Source organism: Micromonospora sp. NPDC023814 (assembly GCF_040639595.1).
GTDB lineage: Bacteria > Actinomycetota > Actinomycetes > Mycobacteriales > Micromonosporaceae > Micromonospora.
The window spans coordinates 1-20676 of the sequence record NZ_JBFAAF010000015.1; the positions used below are offsets into that span (position 1 = coordinate 1).

13 protein-coding genes and 1 pseudogene are annotated in these 20676 nt (G+C 72.4%); 8 read left to right on the forward strand and 6 right to left on the reverse strand.

Features of this window, described 5'->3' with window-relative positions:
- Positions 1 to 400: 400 nt before the first annotated feature.
- Positions 401 to 2218 carry a VanW family protein gene (locus AB0G14_RS10765; RefSeq protein WP_357695962.1) on the reverse strand — a complete coding sequence of 606 codons (1818 nt, stop codon included), beginning with the start codon at positions 2216 to 2218 and terminating at the stop codon, positions 401 to 403.
- 181 nt (positions 2219 to 2399) lie between these two features.
- Here AB0G14_RS10765 and nudC point away from each other — a divergent pair, with 181 nt between their 5' ends.
- Entirely contained in the window at positions 2400 to 3320 is a 921-nt protein-coding gene (gene nudC / locus AB0G14_RS10770) for an NAD(+) diphosphatase (protein ID WP_357695964.1), read from the forward strand.
- Here the strand turns inward: nudC and AB0G14_RS10775 are convergent.
- Entirely contained in the window at positions 3217 to 4500 is a 1284-nt protein-coding gene (locus AB0G14_RS10775) for a polysaccharide biosynthesis protein (RefSeq protein ID WP_357695966.1), read from the reverse strand. The genes nudC and AB0G14_RS10775 overlap by 104 nt on opposite strands.
- A 245-nt stretch (positions 4501 to 4745) precedes the next feature.
- On the opposite strand from AB0G14_RS10775, the gene AB0G14_RS10780 reads away from it, so the two are divergent.
- From AB0G14_RS10780 to AB0G14_RS10800, 5 genes are all read left to right on the forward strand, one after another.
- Positions 4746 to 6440 (forward strand): hypothetical protein, encoded by a 1695-nt coding sequence (locus tag AB0G14_RS10780; RefSeq protein ID WP_357695968.1) that lies wholly within the window; start codon positions 4746 to 4748, stop codon positions 6438 to 6440.
- Positions 6437 to 6592 (forward strand): hypothetical protein, encoded by a 156-nt coding sequence (locus AB0G14_RS10785; protein ID WP_357695970.1) that lies wholly within the window; start codon positions 6437 to 6439, stop codon positions 6590 to 6592. The genes AB0G14_RS10780 and AB0G14_RS10785 overlap by 4 nt, the downstream gene beginning before the upstream one ends.
- 30 nt (positions 6593 to 6622) lie before the next feature.
- The gene (locus AB0G14_RS10790) at positions 6623 to 7426 is read left to right on the forward strand and encodes a glycosyltransferase (protein ID WP_357695972.1); all 804 of its coding nucleotides are present in this window, start codon (positions 6623 to 6625) and stop codon (positions 7424 to 7426) included.
- Positions 7423 to 8901, forward strand: a complete 1479-nt coding sequence (locus AB0G14_RS10795) for a glycosyltransferase family 4 protein (RefSeq protein WP_357695974.1) — start codon at positions 7423 to 7425, stop codon at positions 8899 to 8901. Before AB0G14_RS10790 ends, AB0G14_RS10795 begins: the two co-directional genes overlap by 4 nt.
- A 77-nt stretch (positions 8902 to 8978) precedes the next feature.
- Positions 8979 to 13466, forward strand: coding sequence for an alpha-(1->3)-arabinofuranosyltransferase family protein (locus tag AB0G14_RS10800; protein WP_357696152.1), 4488 nt, complete (start codon positions 8979 to 8981; stop codon positions 13464 to 13466).
- Here AB0G14_RS10800 and AB0G14_RS10805 read toward each other — a convergent pair.
- Positions 13347 to 14498, reverse strand: a pseudogene (locus AB0G14_RS10805) (acyltransferase); the annotation flags it as partial. The gene AB0G14_RS10800 and the pseudogene AB0G14_RS10805 overlap by 120 nt on opposite strands.
- A gap of 152 nt (positions 14499 to 14650) precedes the next feature.
- On the opposite strand from AB0G14_RS10805, the gene AB0G14_RS10810 reads away from it, so the two are divergent.
- Positions 14651 to 15685, forward strand: coding sequence for a DUF3068 domain-containing protein (locus AB0G14_RS10810; protein WP_357695976.1), 1035 nt, complete (start codon positions 14651 to 14653; stop codon positions 15683 to 15685).
- Positions 15686 to 15771: 86 nt separating this feature from the next.
- Here AB0G14_RS10810 and AB0G14_RS10815 read toward each other — a convergent pair whose 3' ends face one another.
- Entirely contained in the window at positions 15772 to 16506 is a 735-nt protein-coding gene (locus tag AB0G14_RS10815; protein ID WP_357695978.1) for a class I SAM-dependent methyltransferase, read from the reverse strand.
- A gap of 92 nt (positions 16507 to 16598) precedes the next feature.
- The gene (locus AB0G14_RS10820) at positions 16599 to 18269 is read right to left on the reverse strand and encodes a DUF885 domain-containing protein (protein WP_357695980.1); all 1671 of its coding nucleotides are present in this window, start codon (positions 18267 to 18269) and stop codon (positions 16599 to 16601) included.
- 236 nt (positions 18270 to 18505) lie between these two features.
- On the opposite strand from AB0G14_RS10820, the gene AB0G14_RS10825 reads away from it, so the two are divergent.
- Positions 18506 to 19483 carry a DMT family transporter gene (locus AB0G14_RS10825; protein ID WP_357695982.1) on the forward strand — a complete coding sequence of 326 codons (978 nt, stop codon included), beginning with the start codon at positions 18506 to 18508 and terminating at the stop codon, positions 19481 to 19483.
- 108 nt (positions 19484 to 19591) lie between these two features.
- On the opposite strand, the gene AB0G14_RS10830 is transcribed toward AB0G14_RS10825, so the two are convergent.
- Positions 19592 to 20668, reverse strand: coding sequence for a PHP domain-containing protein (locus AB0G14_RS10830; RefSeq protein ID WP_357695984.1), 1077 nt, complete (start codon positions 20666 to 20668; stop codon positions 19592 to 19594).
- Between the last annotated feature and the right edge of the window lie 8 nt (positions 20669 to 20676).

The window sequence follows — 20676 nt, forward strand, 5'->3', positions numbered from 1 at the left end:
CACTGACGCCCAAGCCAGGATGTTTCGGCTCCTGCCGGTCAACCCCGGCCCGGACGTCGCCACCACCACCGCCGCCCACCTCGCTGACCTACCAGGCCCCACCCCCACCCACCCAACACCGCAACAAACGCTCGGCAGCGCACACCCCACCCACCCGACACCGCAACAAACGCTCAGGCAGCACGCCACCCCCCACCCACCTGGGCGCGCCACATCAACGGGACGCGAACTGAGGCAGGCCCACACCACGCCCGGCCGATCAAAGCGAAGGAGTCACGCACCCGGCCCGAGCCCGCCGCCTGGTGAGAACAGAGCCAGCGCGGGGTGTGCGTACGCCGGAAAGGAAACTGCCCCGCCGGCGGGGCAGGCGGGGCAGCGACGTGCGGGAGTGGGACGGACGTCAGGACGGTTCGCGGGCGCAGATGAAGCGCGGCTCGGCGTCGTAGCGCCAGGTGAACTTCTCCCGTTTGACGACCTTGCCGTCCTTCTTGATGACCCGGAAGGCGTCCTGGGTGAAGCCCTGGCTGCCGCTGGCGGGGATGCAGGTGGGGCCCGGCTCCAGATAGACGGTCTTCGGCTGGGTGATGTTGCGCCGCGGGCTGTACTCCGTCTTCACGCTGTCCCAGATCTTGGTGCTCCAGATGGACACCGTGATGGAACTGGACGTGTACGAGGTGTCGATCAGGACGCCGTACTCGGTGTTGTTGCGGAACTTGAAGTCCAGGTCCGGCCAGAAGATGGTCGACTCGATGACCGCCGGGTACCGGCTGAACCAGTACGAGTGCGGCTTGTGCTCGACGTCCTCCAGGCCCGCGTAGTAGGTCGCGTTGAACAGCGTGGTGGTGAACTGCGAGGTGCCGCCGCCCACGCCCGGCACCAGCTTGCCGTTCAGGATGACCGGGGCGTCCCGGTAGCCCTGGGCGTAGCCGCGCTCACCGGTGTGCCCGTTGAGCGAGAACGTCTCGCCGGGCAGTACGACCGTGCCGTCCACGTCCTTGGCGATCGTGATGATGTTCTGGCTGCGCGGCGAGGAGAGCCCACCGGTGAACCGGGTGGTGAACGTGGACACCCGCTCCTTGATGCCGAGCCCGGCCAGCTTCTCCGCGGTCAGCTCCGGCTCGGCCGGCTTCAGCTCACCGGTGACCTTGCGGTCCTCCGTCTTCGGCAGGACGGCCAGCAGGTCGCGGCCGAGGGCGGCGCTGTCGAGCTGCTGCCCCGGCTTGCCGTCAACGACCTTCGGCTTGCCCCCGGAGATGGTCATCCGGGCGTCCTTCGGCGGCACCTCGATCGTCGCCAGGTCGTCGCCGAGCGCGGCGCGCAGCCGCTTCACGTCGACCTGCGGGGTCAGCTTGCCGGCCTTGTCGGCGGTGAACCGCAGGCTCCTCGCGATCGCCTTCGGCGGGATCTGCACGGATCCCTTGTCGGTGGTGAGCGTGACCGGCGCGGCGACGGCCGGCTCCGCCAGCTCGGCGACCAGCCGGTCCACCTCCTCGGCGGTGGTCGCCGGGTGCGTCTCGACCAGCGGCACGGTCGCCGGCTGGCGGCTCAGCCAGCCCTCCCGCACCACCTGCGCGGAGCGCTCCGGATCCAGCGCGAGGCTCGGCTTCGGGTGCACCGCCTTCGGCGTGGTGCCCTTCCAGGTGATCGCCGGCATCGTCATCTTCCGGCCCTGGTCGCCGACCACCTTCTTCAGGGCGGTGTCGAGCCGGGCGACGTCCACGGTCACCACCGGCTGCACCGCGCGGGACCCGACGAGCCGGTCGACCGCGTGCGCGTCCGCCTCGGCCGCCGCCGCCACGGTGGCGTCGACGTCGACCGCCAGGCCGACCTCGGCCGGGACGATCTCGGCGGTCCGCTCGCCGACGCGTACCGACAGGGGGGCCGCGAGCTCGCCGGCGCGGCGGTCCAGTGCCGCCCGCAGTTCCCGGGCGGCGTCCGCGCGGCTCTTCCCGCCGAGCTCCGCCCCGAGCACCGTCGTCCCGCGGGGCACGTCACCGGCGTACGCGTAGGCACCCACCCCCGCCACGGAGGCCAGCACCGCCGTGGCGACACCGGCGGCGAGCAGCAGGCGGACCCGGCGGGACCGGGACCCCCCGCCCGGTCGGCCGGCGGGCACGACGGGTTCCGGCTCGTCACCCGGCCAGGTCACCGCGGTGACCTGCACAGTGGGCCGGTCGTCGGCGGGTGGGTTCTTCTCGCCGTACAGCGTCACGGTCACCTCGATCGGGGCATACCACAAGGGGGGAGCGCTCGCCCCGCCCGGAAGACACCTACGGTAACCAACGGCCCGGCGCGGCGGCAGTCTGCGCCCCTCCCGTTGCGGCAGCGCGTGTCGCGCGGCGTGTCGGCGGGGGCTGCCCGGGTGCGCGGCGCGGCGGCGGTCATGGCACGGTAGGGGCATGCGAGCGGACGAGGCGGTCCTGGCGTACGGCGGCGGTTGGCTGGACCGGGCGGGGGAGCTGCGCGCCGACCCGGAGCGGATCGCGGCGCTGATGGCCGACCCGGGCAGCGTCGTCCTGCCGTTCTGGCGGGACCGGTGCCTGGTTGCGGAGGACGTGCCGGTGCGGTTGACCGGCGACCTGGCGGCCGGGGTGCTCGCCCTCGCCGACGAGACCGCCTTCCTGGGCATGGGCGACGACACGTCGGCCGTCTTCGCGGTGGACCTTTCCAGCCGGTCCGAGGCCGCCGCCGTCGAGGCGGCCGGGGCGGGCGCCGCCGTGGACGTCCGGGCGTTGGTCGGCCGGCTCGGTCCGGCCGAGGCGGCCGTCCAGGCGTACGCGCGGGGGCTGCTGCACTGGCACCGGCAGCAGCGCTTCTGCGGCGCCTGCGGGGCGTCGGCCGTCGCCCGGGGCGGGGGACACGTCCGGTCCTGCACCGGGGTGGACTGCGGCCGGCTCCTTTTTCCCCGGATCGAACCGGCGGTCATCGTGCTGGTCGAGGCGCCCGGAGCACCGGACCGCTGCCTGCTGGCCCGGCACGCGGGTGCGCGGGAGGGGGCGTACTCGACGCTCGCCGGTTTCGTGGAGGTGGGCGAGAGCCTGGAGGACGCCGTCCGGCGGGAGATGGCCGAGGAGGCCGGGGTGACGGTGACCGACCTGACGTACGTGGGGTCGCAGGCGTGGCCGTTCCCGGCGGGACTGATGGTCGGCTTCCGGGCCACGGCCGCGTCCGAGGAGGTGCGGGTGGACGGCGAGGAACTGCTGGAGGCGTGCTGGTTCACCCGGGACGAGCTGCGCGAGCGGGTGGCCGCCGGGTGGCCGCTCGGCCGGGTCGACTCGATCGACCACCACCTGCTCCACGGCTGGCTGTCGACGAGCTGAGAAGCGTCACGAGGAACGCGAACGCGGCGGTGGCGACGGCGCTCCACATGATCCCCTCGAAGGTGCGCGGCGCGACGAGGACCGCCATGACAGCGAGGCCAGCGGTCGCGGCCCACAAGGGCGCGGAGGGCCACCGGGTTCCGGCCGCGATCTTTGCATTAACGAGGACGAACACCAGCGCGTACAGCGCGCCGGTGGCGGCGAAGTACGGGGCGTGGCCGTCCAACTGTGCGTAGTTCGCCCCGCCCGCCAGGCGGAACGCGAGTCCGCCAGCCAGGGCCGAGGCTCCGACGAGCACGACGCCGCAGGCGCCGACGACGGCGAGAGCGACCGTTCGGGCACGGCTGTCCCCGACGGCCAGCCGGGGAAGCGCCAGCACAGTGATTACCTGCGGCGCCCACAGCGCGCCTTTGGTGAGCACCGCGCCGACGGCGTACGCGCCCGACTCCGACGCCGGAAGCAGTTGGCGGGCGAAGATCAGGTCGGCGTACGACACCACGAGCATCGCCAGCGCGGCCGTGCCGGCACTCAGGACCTGCCGGATCCGCAGTGTGTTCGCGGTCTCGACGGCGCTGTCCGCCGCTGTCCGCTGGCGGTCGGGGCGCGCGATCCAGGCCAGGATCGGCAGGGCGGCGTACCCGGTCACCATGCCGGCGAGGAGCGTGGCGATGACATCCGCACCAAGGACGAGCGCTACGACCATGCCGGCGTAGCGCCCGACGGCCAGCACCCCCATGCCAGCGGCGAGACGGTGGAATCGCTGGTCGCCCTGGAGCTCCCCGAGCCAGCCACCGGCCAGGACGACGGCGAAGGTCATGGCTGCGGCCAGGGCCACGACCTGGGCGGACAGGCGCAGGGCGATCATCAGCAGCGGTGCTGCGGCGACGATGGCCATGCCGGTGACGGCCGTGGTGACGACGGTGACCCGAGTGGTCGGCGCGCCGGGGTAGCGGGCCCGGTGCACGGCGACCGCCATCTGCAGCCCGGTGCCGGTGACGCTGGCGATGGCGACGAGCGCGAGCACCGTGGCCAGGACGCTGAGCTCCTCGACGGCAAGGTGGCGAGCGCCGAGCATCGGCACCAGATAGGCCAGCCCATTCGTCACCATCGCCGCGACCGCCACGGAGGCGCCGGACGCTCCCATGCGGCCCATGTTCGGCTTGGCTGTCGTCTCAGTCATCGCGCCTCATGTCGGTTCCGCCGTGCGGGACGGTTGTCGCCCGGAGCGACACACCGTCGCCGCGAGCCGCTCATCGAGGTCGTCTGGCAAACTACCGCCAGCGTCGACCCGTGCCTAGAGAGTGCCGATCGGGTGTCCGGAGCGGTCGACGGCGGAACACTGTGGGGGTCCTCGTGCGCCGACCGTCACCAGGGCTCGCATGGCCCAGGGTCGTCGCCTGGTGCCGTCGCTGGTGGCCGGAGGCGGTGCTTGGCCTCGGCGTGGTCGTGGCGATCCTGGGCCCGGTCCTCCCCAGCGGCTTCGTGTTGCGGTACGACCTGGTGTTCGTCCCCGAACCGCCGTTTGGCGCGGTCGTCTGGGGCAGCGGCTCCGAACTGCCGCGCGCGGTGCCCAGCGAGTTCCTCGCCGTGGGCCTCAGTCAGTTGGTGCCGGCGGACGTCGCGGAGAAGGTGCTCCTCGGGGGCGCACTGGCCCTGGCGGCGGTCGGCGCCGCCCGGCTGGCCCCGGTCGGCCATCCCGTGGCTCGTATCGCCGCCGGCCTCTATTACGTCTGGAACCCCTGGGTGTACGGACGACTGCATCTCGGGCAATGGGCCATCGTCGCGGGATACGCCGCTCTGCCGTGGGCGTACGCCTGGGTCCTCGGCGTGGTACGGCGGCCGGCGGACGCCGCCGGACCGGGCCGGCGCGGCACCGTGGCCGGTGGGCTCGCGGTCGTTGTGGGTGGGCCGGCGCTGGTGCTGGCCGCGGCGCTTGCCTGCGGGCCGGCTCTCGCCCTGGCCCGCCGTTGGCGGGCGCTGCTGGCGGGTGCGGCGGTCTTGGCCGGCCTGACGGCCCCCTGGCTGATGGCCCTGGCGCACCGGGACGGCGTGCTCGCCATCGACGAGCGCGGCGTCGCGGCCTTCGCCGCCCGGGCCGACACGCCGCTCGGGGTGCTCGGAAGCGTGGTCACGCTGGGCGGGATCTGGAGCAGGCACGCGGTTCCGTTCGGGCGCGACCAGTGGCCGGTTGCCCTGCTCGCGCTCGCGCTCGCCGCGTCGGCGGCCTGGGGGTTTCTCCTGGCCCGTCGCCGCTGGCCGCCCGCCGCGTGGTGGGGACTGCTTTCTGGGGCCGCCCTCGGCACCGCGATCGCCGTCGTCGCGGCCTGGCCGATGGGCGAGAGGTTGATGGTCGCTCTCGTCATGCACCTTCCCGCGACTGGCGCCGTCCGGGACGGTACCCGGCTGCTCGCCCCGCTCGCGCTGTTGCAGGCGGTCGGCCTCGGGATGCTCGTGGAGTCTCTGGTGGCGGCGGCCGTTCGGGCGCTCGCCCTGCTGGTGGCGGTCGCTCCGGTCCTGCTTCTGCCAGGCATGGCGTGGGGCCTGGGTGGTCAGCTCGACACGGTCCCCTACCCCGCGGAGTGGGCAGCGGTACGGGCGGTGGTGAACGCCGACCCCGTCGCCGGGAGCGTGGTCTCGCTGCCCTGGTCGTCGTTCCGCGCCTACCGGTGGGCCGGCGACGTGCCCGTGCTCGACCCGGCCCCGCGCGCGTTTCGTCGACCGGTTGTCGGCGACCAGGACGTGCTGGTCGGGAGGACCCGGATCCGTGGCGAGAGCTTTGAGGCCGATCGGGTGGCGGCTCTCCTCGCGGCACCCGGCGATCCGGGCCCTGCCCTCCGTCGCCATGGCGTCCGATACGTGCTCGTTCAGACCGATCAGCCCGGCGGCGCGGAGGACCAGGCCCGCTTCGGCAGCGCGGAAGTCGTCCGGCGGGACCCGACGCTGACGCTGCTACGCCTGTCTGGCGGCGATTCTTCCGCCTCCGGCAGGACTGTCGGCATTGCTCCTGCCCTGGGCTATTCGGTACTCGGGGGCACCCTGCTGCTCGCCCTTCTGCGCCCCTCCATTCGCCGCCGACACGTGCTACTGTCCGGTCACTTTTGTCGAAAGGATCGTCAATGAAGGCATCCTTCAATCCCCTCCTCACCGCCGTCGTCGCCGCGGCCATCGGGGCGGTGCTGGGCATCCTGGTCGTGTCGCTCGGGACGTCGTACGTCGGGAACACCACCCCGGCCAACGTCGAACAGCCGATCATCGTGTACGGCGAGCGTTGACGGCCCTTCATGGAGGTCCGCCCTCCTGACGTGTCGTCAGGCACCGTCGTCCTCGACGTCGTGGTGCCCGCCTACAACGAGGCGCGGCGCCTGCCCCAGACCCTGTTGCTGCTTCGAGAGGCGCTGGCCGGCCTCGGCGTCCCCTGCCGGGTGACCGTCGTGGACAACGCGAGCACCGACGAGACCGCCCATGTCGTGGCTGCCACGCCTCCCAGCGCAGTGCCCGTCCGGCTCCTGCACTGCGTCGACCGTGGCAAGGGGTTCGCTGTGCGGACCGGGATGCTGGCCTCCGACGCGAGCTATGTGGGTTTCTGCGACGCGGATCTGGCCACGGCACCCGACCACCTCGCGCACGTGCTGAGCCTTCTCATCGGCGGTGCCGACGCGGTGGTGGGATCGCGCGCGCACCCGCAGTCGGTGGTCCAGGACCGGCACAGCGTCCTGCGGCGGTGGGGCGCGGTGGCATTCCGGGGAGCTGTCCGGCAGGTGGTGCGGGGCGTCAGCGAGACGCAGTGCGGGTTCAAGTTCTTCCGCGCCGATGTCGCACGGCGGGCCTTCGAGCCGCTGCGCTGCGGGGGCTTCGCCTTCGACGTGGAGGTGCTGGGACGCGCCGAGCGTGCCGGAGCACGGCTGGTGGAGATTCCGGTCAACTGGGTGGACGTGCCCGGCTCGCGTTTTTCCCCGGTGCGCCACGGCTGGCGCAGCTTCGTGGACGTTGCGGTTATCCGTCGGCGGCTACGGCAGGTCGAGACCGTCCCAGCGCTGTCGGTCGTCGGTCTCTCGGTGCCCCCGGACATGACCGGTGGCGCCGCCACGGTGGGCGTGCGACCGTGAGCGGTCGCAACGCCCGGACCGTCACCGTCCTCGAATCCACCAGCGACGTCGACGTGGCGGGGCGCCGGATCGTGGTGCTCAACTGGAAGGATCCCTGGCATCCGGACGCGGGTGGCGCCGAGGTCTACGCCTGGCAGGTCGCCCGCGACCTGGTCGCCGCCGGAGCACAGGTCACCTTCGTCACCGCCCGCCCCGCCGGGCAGAGCGCCGAGGTGATTCGAGAGGGCATCCGGATCGTCCGGGTGGGCGGCCGGTGGAGCATCTATCCCCGGGTGCTGAGCTGGTTGCTGCGACGTCGGCGCCGGTTCGACGCCGTGGTCGACTGCCAGAACGGGATCCCCTTCTTCAGCCCGCTGGTGCTGCCCCGATCCGTGCCGGTGGTCTGCGTGATCCACCATGTGCACGACCGGCAGTTCCGGCTGTACTTCGGCCCGGTCGTCGGCCGGTTCGGCGCGTGGCTGGAGGGACCTGTCGCCCGCCGGGTCTACCGGACGGGGGTGATGCTCGCGGTCTCCCCGTCCACCGCCGTCGCTGTGCGGGACCGGCTGCGGTGGGTGGGGCCGGTCGTCGTCGTACCCAACGGGGCCGTCGTACCCAACGAGGCCGGCGCGCCCACCGCCCCCGGTGGCGACGCCGACAGGAAGCGGGACGCTCGGCCCCGGCTCGTCTGCGTCGGCCGGGTGACCCGGCACAAGCGGGTGGACCTGGTGGTCGACGCCGTCGGCCGACTTCGCGACCTCAGACCCGAACTGCACCTGGACGTCGTGGGCAGCGGGCCGGACGTGGGGACGATCCGGCGCCATGTCGCCGCGCGTGGCCTGGACGACGCGGTCACCGTCCACGGCTTCCTGCCAGCCGCCGATCGGGACGCGCTGATGGACGCCGCCTGGCTGCACGTCTCGGGCTCCTGGGGCGAGGGATGGGGGCTTGTCGTCGTCGAGGCCGCGGCCGCCGGGCTGCCGACGGTCGCCTTCGACGTGGACGGGTTGCGCGACGCCGTACGACCGGGGCGGACCGGATGGCTGGTACCAGACGGTGAGGACCCGACGGGCAACCTGGCCGCCGGCTTGGACCGCGCGCTGGACTGGCTCGCGGTGCCCGAGAACGCCGCCCGGACGGCCGCCGACTGTCGGCGGTGGAGCGGCTCGTTCCGCTGGGCCGACACCGGCCGGCGGGTCCGGGAGGTGCTGGCGGACATGCTCGGCCCCCGCGCGGTGCCGTGGTCGCCCGGGAACGCATGCCTCGTGGTCCGGACCGACCAGCCGGAGGGCCTGTTGGCCCGGGTGGCGCCCCTGCTTCCGCGCACCCGGCACCTGGTGGTCGAGCGGGACCGGCTGTGGGTCCTGGTTCCCGGCGCGGAAGCGGCGGCGGTCCGGGAGGTGCTGGTCCGGGCCGGCGTCCCCGACGACGCGGTGACCCAGCAGGAGGCCACCACGGAGGAATTGCTCACCGGAGCTCCGGAACGGCAGTGCTGACTGGGTGGTGGGCCGCTCTGCGCGATTCCGGCACCTCGTCGGCCTCGGCGTACGCGGCGGTGTGGCGCCTGCGCGAGGTGCTGATCTGCCTCGCCCTTGTCGGTCTCTGCATCACTCAGGAGCCCGGCCTCATAGTGCCCGACACGAAGCTCGACATGGCCGTGGATCCCGCAGGCTTCCTCACCCGGGCCTCCGATCTCTGGACCTCTGAGTGGCAGTTCGGCACGCTTCAGAACCAGGCCGTCGGCTACTTCTTCCCGATGGGGCCGTTCTTCCTCCTCGGTGATGCGGTCGGCCTCCCGGCGTGGGTCGTCCAGCGGCTGTGGATGGCCGCCCTGCTGTGCGTGGCGTTCACCGGGACGGTGCGGCTCGCCCGCGCCCTCGACCTGGGTGGTCCGGCGTCCCGGCTGGTCGCGGGCGCGGTGTTCGCGCTCTCCCCTCGCGCGCTGACCCTGGTCGGCACGGTGTCGCTCGAGTTGCTGCCCTACTGCGTCGCGCCGTGGGTGGTGCTGCCCCTGGTCAGGGGCGCCGCCGGCGGCTCCCTACGGCGGGCGGCCATGCTCAGCGGGCTGGCGGTGGTCTGCATGGGCGGCGCGAACGGGGCCGCTGCGGCGTGCGCCGTGCTGCCGGCGTTCCTGTTCGTCCTGACGTGTGCGCGGGGACGGCGGCGCATCGTCCTGTTCGCTTGGTGGACTGCGGCGCTGGTCGCGGCGACCTTCTGGTGGCTGGCACCGCTGCTGCTCCTGCAACGCCACGGTTTCCCGTTCCTGCCCTACACGGAGAGCGCGGCGGTGACGACGAGCGTCACCACGGTCCCGGAGGCCGTTCGCGGCGCAACCCACTGGGTGGGTTACCTGGCCGTCGACGGGGTGCCCTGGTGGCGTGCGGGGTGGGCGTTCGCGACGGTGCCGTGGCTGGCTGTCCTCACCGGCCTCGTCGCCTGCGTCGGGCTGGCCGGGCTCGCCCGCCGGGACCTGCCGGAGCGGCGCTTCCTGGGAATCACGGCCGTGGCGGGGCTGCTCAGCCTGACGGCGGGGAACGTGTCGGACGTGGGAGCGGCCTTCGGCCCGACGGTGCGGGAGGTCCTCGACGGCCCGCTCGCCGCCCTGCGAAACCTGCACAAGTTTGACGTCGTCCTCCGCCTGCCGCTGGCCCTGGCCACCGCGCACATGCTGCACACCGCCGGCCGGGTGGCGACCATCCGTCGCCTTCCACGGCCCGCCGAGATGGCACCCCGCCGCGCCGCGGTGATCGTCACCGCCGCCGCGGTGTTCGCGATCGCCGCCGGAGCGGGTTCCGCGGGACTCGCCGCCGGTGGCGGCTTTCCGGCCCTGCCCGAGCACTGGCGACAGGCTGCCGGGTGGCTCGACCGCAACGCCGGGCACAGCACGACGCTGCTGGTGCCCGGGTCGAACTTCGCCGAGTACGGCTGGGGCCGCCCGATGGACGAGCCGATTCAGGCCCTGGCGGAGTCCAGGTGGGCGGTGCGTTCGCTGGTGCCGGCCGGCTCGGCAGGCAACGCCCGGCTGCTCTCCGCGATCGACGCGCGGCTGGCGACGGGTGCCGCCTCGCCGGGGCTGGCAGACGTCCTCGGCCGGCTCGGGGTGCGCTACCTGCTAGTCCGCAACGATCTCCGGCCGGCCCTCGGCGCCACCGCTTGGCCCGTGCTCGTGCACCGGACGCTGGACAGCGCTCCCGGGTTGTCGCGGGTCGCGCACTTCGGGCCGACGGTCGGGGCAGAGCCAGACCTCGGTGGCGCATGGGACTACGGGCTGCACCGGCCGTACCCGGCGGTGGAGATCTACCAGGTCGACGTGCCGGCGGCGCGCGCGACCCTCACGGACGCGGACGAGCCGCTCAACCTGGTCGGTGCACCGGAGACACTGCTCGACCTCGCCGACGCGGGTCTGCTCGGCGACCGGCCGGTGATCCTCGATGGCGACGCCGGGGCATCCACAGACGCGGGTGTCGTCCTCGCCGACAGCCTCCGCAGCCGGGAGGTCGACTTCGGGCTGGTCCGGGGCAACACCTCACGCACGTTCACCCCCGACGACCGACCCGAGCAGCCGCGCGTGGTCCACGACATCCTCGAACCTGGCTGGCGGTCGTCGTTGACCACGGCCGGATACACCGGGGTGGCCGACGTTCGGGCATCGTCCAGCGCGGCCGATGTCGCGGGTCCGGCCGGGCTGCGCGACCCGTCCGCGTTGCCGTTCGCGGCCGTCGACGGTGACACGGGCACGGCTTGGCTGTCGGACGGCGCGCGCAAGCCCGTGGGCCAGTGGCTGGAGGTTCGGTTCCAAGGCAAGATCCAGGCGCAGTCGGTGGAAATCCAGGTGATCGACGACGAGCTGATCGGGGCGCCGGTGACCAGGGTCCGGGTCAGCACCGCGGGTGGTTCCTTCGTGCACTGGGTGGCCACCGCCGGACGGGCACCGATCCGGTTGGCGCTGCCGTCGGGTCTCACCACCTGGCTGCGGGTGACGGTTGATGGCGTGGCCGACCACGACGTTCCAGGGCGCAGGGCGGGGATCCGCGAACTGCGGGTCCCGGGCGTGCATTCCGGACGATTTCTGCGGATGCCGGCGCTGCCCGCCTCCGCCGGCTCGCCGGAGGTCGTCGCTCTCGCCCGCAAGCCTGACGGACGGTCGGCCTGCACTGTCGCCGGCGACCACTACGTCTGCGCCCCCGACCTGATCCGCCGTGGCGAGGAATCCGCTCTACTGCCCCGCCGCTTTGAGTTGCCGGCGGCGTCAACCGCCCACGTGATCGGCCTGGCCCGGCCGAACCCGGCCACCGCTCTCGCGGCGTACGACGATTTGGCGGCTGGGCCGGTGTTCGCCACGTCGAGCGCGTGGTTCTCCGATCCGGTCGCCTCCGGGAGGGCGTTGGGCGACGGAGACGACGGCACGTCCTGGTGGGCGGACCCGAATGATCCGCAGCCCACGATGGAACTGAGGTGGGCCAAGGTTCGGAAGGTGAGTTGGGTGCGGCTGCGTTTCGCTCCGAGCCTCGTCGGCGCGCCGCCGAAGACGGTCCGGATCACCGGTGACGACGGGATCCGCGAGACGACGGTCGGCCTGGACGGCATGGTCCGCTTCCCCGCGCTGCACACCCGCAACCTCGTCGTCGCGGTGACCTCGACCGTGCCGCGGGTCAGCCGGTCGACAGCGCTGTTCGAGCCACAGGCCCTGCCGCTGGGGCTTAGCGGGATGGACGTCCAAGGAGTGCCGGAAGCCAACCGGCCCCGCGATCTCGCCCGCGAGGTGACCCTGCCCTGTGGTGCCGGGCCGATCATCGTCGTCAATGGAACCCGGGTGCCGACGACGATGTCCGGAACCCTTCGTGACCTGCGGGACCTACGGCCCCTGCCGTACCGGTCCTGCGCGGTCGAGTCCCGCGCCCGGCCGCGCGCCGTTCCGACCCCGGTGGCGTTGCGGCGGGGGCCCAACGAGGTTTTCGCCCCGGCGGACCGCTTCGTGGTGGAAAGTGTGCTGCTGACCAGCACGACGGCGGGCCGGTCGATGACCGCGCGGGGGGACGACGAGCCGTACGTGCGTGTCTCGCGGGTGATCAGCTGGAACGACCAGCGTCGGACGCTTCAGGTGGGGTCCGGTACACGCGGCTATCTGGTTGTCCCAGAGAACGCCAACCCGGGCTGGCGGGCCTCGCTCGACGGCGTTCGGCTCGAACCGGTACGGGTCGACGGTTGGAAGCAGGCCTGGCACGTGCCGGCCGGGGACGGCGGTCGGGTCGAACTGGTCTTCACGCCCGGAGTGCAGTACCACCTCGTCCTACGGATCGCGGTCGTCCTGCTCCTGGCCTTGGTCGTCGCGGCGGTGGTTCCGGCCCGTCGCCGGCCGTGGCACCCTGTGGTGCCAGCGGTTCCGGTGACGATGCCGACCGCGCCCCTTTTCGCCGTCGGGGTGCCGGCCCTGCTGGGTGGGCCGGTGGGTCTCGGGTGCGCACTCCTGCTCGTCGCCCTGCACCCACGGCGTGCGCCCGCTCCCGCCTGGACCTGGGTGCCAGCCGTCCTCGGCCTCACGATGCACGGGACCACGCGGTGGTGGCTGCCGGGGATCGGCTCGGAACCGCTCGCCGCGCTACTCGGCGCGATCCCGACTGGCCTGCTCCTCGTCGCGGTCGCCGCCTTGGCGCTGCGCTTTCGTCGGGTCGATGACCGGCACCAGATACGGCGACCCGGTTGGCTGCTCGGCCGGGCCCGACGCCGCGGCTTGGAGGACCGGGACCTGGTTGGGACCGCCGGACTCCGCGTTGGCATCGATCGAGGGCCGGCCGGGCGGATTCCGCACGGCCGGCGGCCGCCGCCCTACGAGCCGCCGGAGCCGCTGCGCCGGCCGCTCGATCAGGTGGTAACTGGCGATCGCCGCCGGAACGGTGAGGGCCACGGTCAGCACCAGCAGCACTCCGAACGAGCTGTCGAACCGGGTGAACCCGAGCAGCCGGAAACAGGCTTCGAGGGCGAGGAGGTGCCAGAGGAAGACGCCGTACGAGATCCGGCCGAGGAACCTGGACCAGGGATGACTGAGGATCCGACGAGGTAGGCCGCCCGGTCCTGGGCCGACGAGCGGGGCCATCACGCACCAGGTCATCGCGAGGAACATCAGGTGTTCGGTGATTGCCTCGGTAGGCGTGGCGGGTTCAACCGAGCGGGGACCAGCGATCGGGGTGCTGGCGATCCAGAGCAGGGCGGCGGCGATCAGCCAGGACGTCCCAGGGGCGATCATGACGGTGCGCAGCCCGCGGGGAGTGGCGTTCCACAGGTCGCCGTCGGTCGGGGGCGTGCCGTCCGGGGAGGGCGCCGGCGAGACGCGGATCGCGCCCGGGGCGGTGCCGGCAGGCCAGCCCGCGAGGACCGACAGCATGATCCCGATCCCAAACCAGTCCAGGTACGCGGGGAGCCAGAGCACGGCCAGTTGCGGCAGTGGCGAGTTCGGCCCGTGGGTGTACCCGTTCCAGGTGAGGCCGGCTAGGACGAGCCCGGCGCCGAGCGCCAACTGACGACGTGCGCGAGCCTGTGGGGTGCGGCCACCCAGGCGTCGACCGAGCACGGCGACGACCGGCAGCGCCGCGTAGAACGCCACCTCAGTGGCGAGGCTCCAGGTCTGTTCCATCCCGACGGGCAGCCGCAATGGCTGATAAATCTGCGCCAGAAACAGGGGAATCGTCCAGTCCCAGACTGACCGGAGGTAATTGATGTTGAGCCAGACGAGTGCGACAACCGCCATTGCCCAGTAGGCCGGCAGGATGCGCAGCGCGCGGTGCCACAGGTATCTCTGTACGGAAGGCTCCGGTCGCGCGTGAATGGCGGCGAGCGCGAATGGTCGGTACAGGAGAAAACCGGACATGGCGAAGAACAGTGCCACGCCGACGTCCAGCCGGGCCAGCAGCCCACCGGCGTGCCCCACCGAGGTGGTCAACCCGCTCAGGTAGGCGACGTGATGGACGAGGACGCCAGCCACCGCCAGGGCGCGTAGCCCGTCCAGGGCGGGCAACCATCCTTCGGAACCGCGGGCACTCGGAGCGGGCGTCCGCCCTCCCTCACTGCTTCGGTCCGACTCGACAGAAGGGCTCACATTTCCTCAACATCCCATGTGGGCGGGGCGACGGCGAGGCTGCTTCCCGCCGGATTGGTGCGGCTCAGGACGCCGAGTCGGACCATATCCGAAAACACTCTCAATCATGTACTGTCAGCCGACCAGTCGAGCTGTATATGGGGAGGAGCTACATGCGACCTGCGCCGGGTGCCGTCTTGGTGGCGGCGGGCACGTTCCTGATTGTTGGGGCTTTCGCTACGCCGCTGTACGTCGCGCCGGCCCTCGTCAAGGTGCCCCTGGACCAGAGCTCGGTCACCTATTCGAAGGCCGAGAACGCTACAGTTCTGGACTTCGGCACGCTGTCGGAGCGCAGTAACGTCAACCTGACCGCAGTGCGCGCAGTGCGGGGCGATGTCGGGGCCGGCAACAAGGACCGGGCCGTCTTCAACGTCGGCGTCCGGGTGACCGACGAGGCCGACAAGGAGATCACCGTCAGCACCGACCGGGTGGCCCTCGACCGCCGCACGGCGGAGGCGGTTGCCTGCTGCGCCGAGGACATCAACGGCACGCCCTTCAAGCACAAGGGTCTGACCTACACGTTCCCGTTCGGGACCGAGAAGAAGACCTACCAGTATTTCGACAACAGCGCCCGCCAGGCCTACCCGGCTCAGTACGTGGGCACCGAAGAGCTGCAAGGGCTGACCGTCTACAGGTTCGAGATGACGGTCGAGCCGATCAAGATCAGTGAGATCAAGGTCCCCGGCAACCTTCTCGGCTCCACCGAGCCGATGGCCAGTGCCGGCCGCTACTACGCCAACAAGCGAACCCTCTGGGTGGAGCCCGACAGTGGCGTGATCGTCAAGGGCAGGGAAGAGCAGTTGCAGACGCTGCGGGACGCGGCTGGCGTGGACAAGATCAAGATCATCTCGGCGACGCTCGCCTTCACCGAGGAGACCCAGAAGCAGCAGGCGAAGGTCGCGAAGAACGCGCGCCAGCAGATCAACCTGCTTACCCTGGTGGTGCCGATCGCACTCGGCGTCCTAGGCCTGCTTCTGGTGGCGTTGGGCGTGTTCCAGGCGATCCGCGCGAACCGCAAGGGTTCGGCCGGTGCTGCTGTGGACGCCGATGACCGACCGACTGCCGACCTTCCGTCGCAGGCGGCGGGGCCGCGTGACGAGCCGACGGTGCCGTCCGGACCCCGCCACACGCAGCGCAGCGAGTCGTGACGTAGCGGTACGCCTGAACCATGTGGGGCCGGTCGACCATCGGGTCGACCGGCCCCACGTTTGTCGCGGATCCGCCGGCCCGGCAGTTACTGGCGGCGCAGCGCGTAGCGGGTGCACCGCCAGTCTTCGGTGTACGGCAGGTCCGGCCGCTGGCCGACGATCTCGCCCCCATGTCTGGTTGCCAGGCTCACCATGTCGGCGTGCGGCACCGGCGTCATGCGCATCGGTGCCGGGTAGTTGAGCAGCCGGCGCTGCGCCCAACTGATCAGTCGGTAGGGTGCGAGCTGCCAGATGAAACCCTTTGCCGTGCGTGCCGGTTCCGTCGGCAGCCCCACGACGGCGATCCCTCCCGGTCGCAGGACACGCAGGAAATCCGCCAGGTAGCGGTCGATTGCGGGACGCGGCAGGTGTTGCAGCACCAGGGCGCTGTAGACCAGGTCGAAGTGGCCGCCGGGGAACTGGCTAAGGTCGGCCGCGTCGTTGAGCACGAAGCGAATCCTGCCGTCGCTACGGTCGAGCTTCCGGGCGTTCTCGAGCATGGACGGGGCGATGTCGACGCCGACGACCTCATCCGCGTGGGCGGCGAGCGCCTGTGACAGCCGCCCGACGCCACAGCCGAAGTCCAGTGCCCGCTCCCACCGCGTGGGCAGGTCCAGTTGGCCCAACCAGCGGACCGTCTCCTCGACGTCGGTGCGGCCCGTGGCAAGGAACTCCTTGACGTCCCACCGCCCGCCGCGCTTGCCGGGCTGCACCAGCACTGCCCAGAGGGGGTCCTCCGCGCCCAGCCTTGTCCAGTCGCGTCGCACGTCGCTCAGGCTCACCGGCAAACAGTAGGCCATCCGCCGCATTTGTCGACGCAACCGGACCGTGCCGCCGGTGCGGGGCCGGTGTCCCGCCGGCCCCGCACCGCACCTCAGAGGCGGGCGAGCGCCCTGCGCAGCGGGTCGAGCCCGAGCGAGCCCAGGTCGAGCGCCTGGCGGTGGAACTCCTTCAGGTCGAAGTCGGCGCCCTTGCGGGCCTTCGCCTCGTCGCGGGCCTGGAGCCAGATCCGCTCGCCCACCTTGTACGAGGGGGCCTGCCCCGGCCAGCCGAGGTAGCGGTTCAGCTCGAAGCGCAGGTTCTCGTCCGGCACCCGGCAGTGCGCCCGCATGAACTCCCAGCCCAGCTCCGGCGTCCAGCGCTCGCCCGGGTGGAAGCCGAACGGGTTGTCCTTCGGGATCTCCAGCTCCAGGTGCATGCCGATGTCGACGATCACCCGGGCGGCCCGGAACGCCTGCCCGTCGAGCATGCCGAGCTTGTCGCCCGGGTCGTCCAGGTAGCCCAGATCGTCCATCAGCCGCTCCGAGTAGAGCGCCCAGCCCTCGCCGTGCCCGGAGACCCAGCAGAGCAGCCGCTGCCAGCGGTTGAGCAGCTCGGCGCGGACCGCGGTCTGGGCGACCTGGAGGTGGTGACCCGGCACGCCCTCGTGGTAGACGGTGGTCACCTCGCGCCAGGTGGAGAAGTCCGTGACGCCCTGCGGCACCGCCCACCACATGCGACCGGGGCGGGAGAAGTCCTCGCTCGGGCCGGTGTAATAGATCGCGCCGTCGCTGGTCGGGGCGAGGCAGCACTCGATCCGGCGGACCTGCTCCGGGATGTCGAAGTGGGTGCCGTTCAGGTCGCTGATCGCCTTGTCGGCGAGCGCCTGCATCCAGTCCCGGAACGCCTCCTTGCCCTGGATGGTCCGGGCCGGGTCGGCGTCCAGCGCCGCGACCGCCTCGTCGATGGTCGCGCCGGGGCCGACGATCCGGGCGGCCACCGCCCGCATCTCGGCCTCCAGCCGGGCCAGCTCCTCGAACCCCCAGGCGTACGTCTCGTCGAGGTCGACCCTGGCGCCCAGGAAGTACTGCGAGGCCAGCTCGTAGCGCTCGCGGCCGGCGGCCTGCTTCTCCCGGCCCAGCGGGGCCAGTTCGGTGCGGAGGAACTGCCCGAACTCGGCGGTCGCCGCGGTCGCCGCCGCCGCGCCCCGGCGCAGCTCGGCACCGAGGCTGCCGTCGGCGCCCAGCCGCTCGACCAGCCCGTGGAAGAAGTTGTCGCCGTCCGGGTCGGTCCAGATGTCGCACTGCTTGGCGACCTCGACCAACTGCACCCGGGAGCTGACGTGGCCGGCGGCGGCCGCCTCGCGCAGCGTCGCCTTGTAGCCCTCCAGCGCGCCCGCGAAGCCGTTCAGCCGGGCGGCGATGTTGGCCCTGGCGTCGTCGCCCTCGGTGGGCATCAGGTCGAACACCATGCGGACCTCGTGCAGGCCGCTGGCGATCACGTTCACCTCGCTGGTCGTCTCGCCCGCCTCGTAGCGGGCGAGGTCGAGGCCGAGCCGCTCCTGCATGGCCTCCTTGGCGGTCCGTTCCGACTCTGATTCCGGCTCGGTCACGTCCAGGTCGGCCAGAGTCTGTCGGATCAGCCCGGCCCGGGCGGCGTATCCGTCCGGTGACAGATCGTCGAGCTGGCCGTCGTAGCCGGCAATGCCGACGTAGGTGGCGCCGGTCGGGCTCAGCGGCGCCCAGTCGGCCACGTACCGGTTCGCGAGGTCATCGATTCGTCCCACGCTGCGACCCTACGCGACGCGGCTGCCGAGTTGTCGAGCGTGTTTGCGGTGTTCAGGGCAGCGGTCGCGCGGCCGGTCCGGACAGGTGACGGCGCGCCGGCCCGCCGTCGGCGAAGACACCCGGGGGCAGCGTCGCGACGGCGCGATCCCGACCGGTAGGACGGTCGCTGTGGTGGTCGACACGACGTGGAGAAAGTCGCGGGACATTGTCGTGGGGCTGCGGCAGAGTGTCAGGAGTGACGGCGGATATCACCCCTGACCGGGCGGCGCTGCGGAGCTGGCTGCCCGGGTTCGTCGCGCTGGCGGCGATCTGGGGCTCCAGCTTCCTGTTCATCAAGGTCGGCGTCGAGGAGCTGCATCCGCTGCACCTCACCCTCTACCGGGTCGGCGCCGGCGCGGTGACGCTGCTGGTGGTGCTCGCCGTGCTCCGTGACCGGTTGCCCACCGAGCCTCGGGTCTGGGCGCACCTGGCCGTGGTCGCCGCGTTCGGCGTCGCCGTGCCGTTCACCCTCTTTGGCTACGGCGAGCAGCGGGTCGAGTCGATGCTCGCGGGCATCTGGAACGCGACCACTCCGCTGATCGTGCTGCCGCTGGCGGTGCTGGTGTTCCGCACCGAGCGGCTGACCGTCCGCCGCGCGGTCGGGTTGGCGCTGGGCTTCGTCGGCGTGCTGGTGGTGCTCGGCGTCTGGCAGGGCGTGGGCGGGGCACACTTCGTCGGGCAGCTGATGTGCTTCGGCGCGGCCGCCTGCTACGGCGTCGCCATCCCGTACCAGAAGAAGTTCGTCGCCGGCAGCACGCACTCCGGGCTCTCGCTCTCGGCGGCGCAGTTGCTGATGGCGGCGGCCCAGCTCGCGGTCGTCGCGCCGTTCGTCGCGGGGGCGCCGCCGGCGCCGACCGGCCTTTCGGTCGAGGTGGTCGCCAGCGTGCTGGCGCTCGGCGCGCTCGGCACCGGCCTCGCCTTCGTCATCAACATGCGCAACATCCGGGTCGCCGGGGCGAGCACCGCCTCCACCGTGACCTACCTGATCCCGGTCTTCGCGGTGCTGATCGGCGCCCTCGCCCTCGATGAGCGGCTCACCTGGCACCAGCCGGTCGGCGCGCTGATCGTGCTGCTCGGCGTCGCCGTCTCGCAGGGCCTGATCGGCCGGCGTCGGCCGGCGGCCGACGCCGCCGCGCCGCCCGCGCCGGCCATCGTGCCGGCCACCCCTCGCTGAACGGCACCGGCCGACGTCGCCGCGCGGTCTGCGCGGGCCACCTGACGCTGAGCGGTACCGCAGTCTCGGCCGGGCGCCCCGGCCCGGGGCGGCCGGCGAGGCGACAGCTCAGCGCGCGGCGTGCCCGCGCGCCCAGTCGACCAGCCGGTCGGCGTCCCACGTGTTGACCACCCGGTCGGCGGGCACCCCGCAGAGGGCGGCGCGCTCGCAGCCGAACCGCTGCCAGTCGAGCTGCCCCGGGGCGTGCGCGTCGGTGTTGATGGCGAAGTCGCAGCCGGCCTCCAGGGCCCGGCGGATCAGCCGCTTCGGGGGGTCCTGCCGCTCCGGCCGAGAGTTGATCTCCACGGCCACCCCGCGCTCGGCGCACGCGGCGAAGACGGCGTCCGCGTCGAAGTCGCTCTCCGACCGGGTACGCGGCCGGTGCGCCCGGTCGCCCGGCCCCTTCACGCCGGCCGGCCGGGACGACACCATCCGCCCGGTGCAGTGGCCGAGGATGTCCAGGTGCGGGTTCGCGATCGCGGCCAGCATCCGCCGGGTCATCTTCGCCCGCTCGTCGTTCAGGCCGCTGTGCACCGAGCCGACCACCACGTCGAGGCGGGCCAGCAGCTTCTCGTCCTGGTCCAGCGAACCGTCGGCGAGGATGTCGACCTCGATGCCGGTCAGGATCCGGAAGCCCTCCGGCAGCGCCTCGTTGACCTTCGCCACGTGGTCGAGCTGGCGGCGCAGCCGGTCCGCGGTCAGGCCCCGGGCCACCTTCAGTCTGGGCGAGTGGTCGGTCAGCACCACGTACTCGTGGCCCAGCTCGACCGCGGCGAGCGCCATCTCCTCGATGGGGGAGCCGCCGTCGGACCAGTCGGAGTGGGTGTGGCAGTCGCCGCGCAGCGCGGTGCGCAGCGCGGTCGCCGCCGCGTCGAGGTCGGTGCCCTCGGTGGCGACCAGTCGGCGCAGGTAGACCGGCTCCTCGCCGGCGAGCGACTCGGCGACGCAGCGGGCGGTGACGTCGCCGACCCCGGACAGCTCGGTGAGCTTGCCGGTGCGGGCCCGCTCGGCCATCTCCCTTGCCGGTAGCGCGGCGAGGGCCGTGGCCGCCGACCGGAACGCCCGGACCCGGTAGGTCGCTTCGTTCGCCCGCTCCAGGAGGAAGGCGATCCGGCGGAGATCGGCGATCGGGTCCCGGGCGCTCATTCCATGGA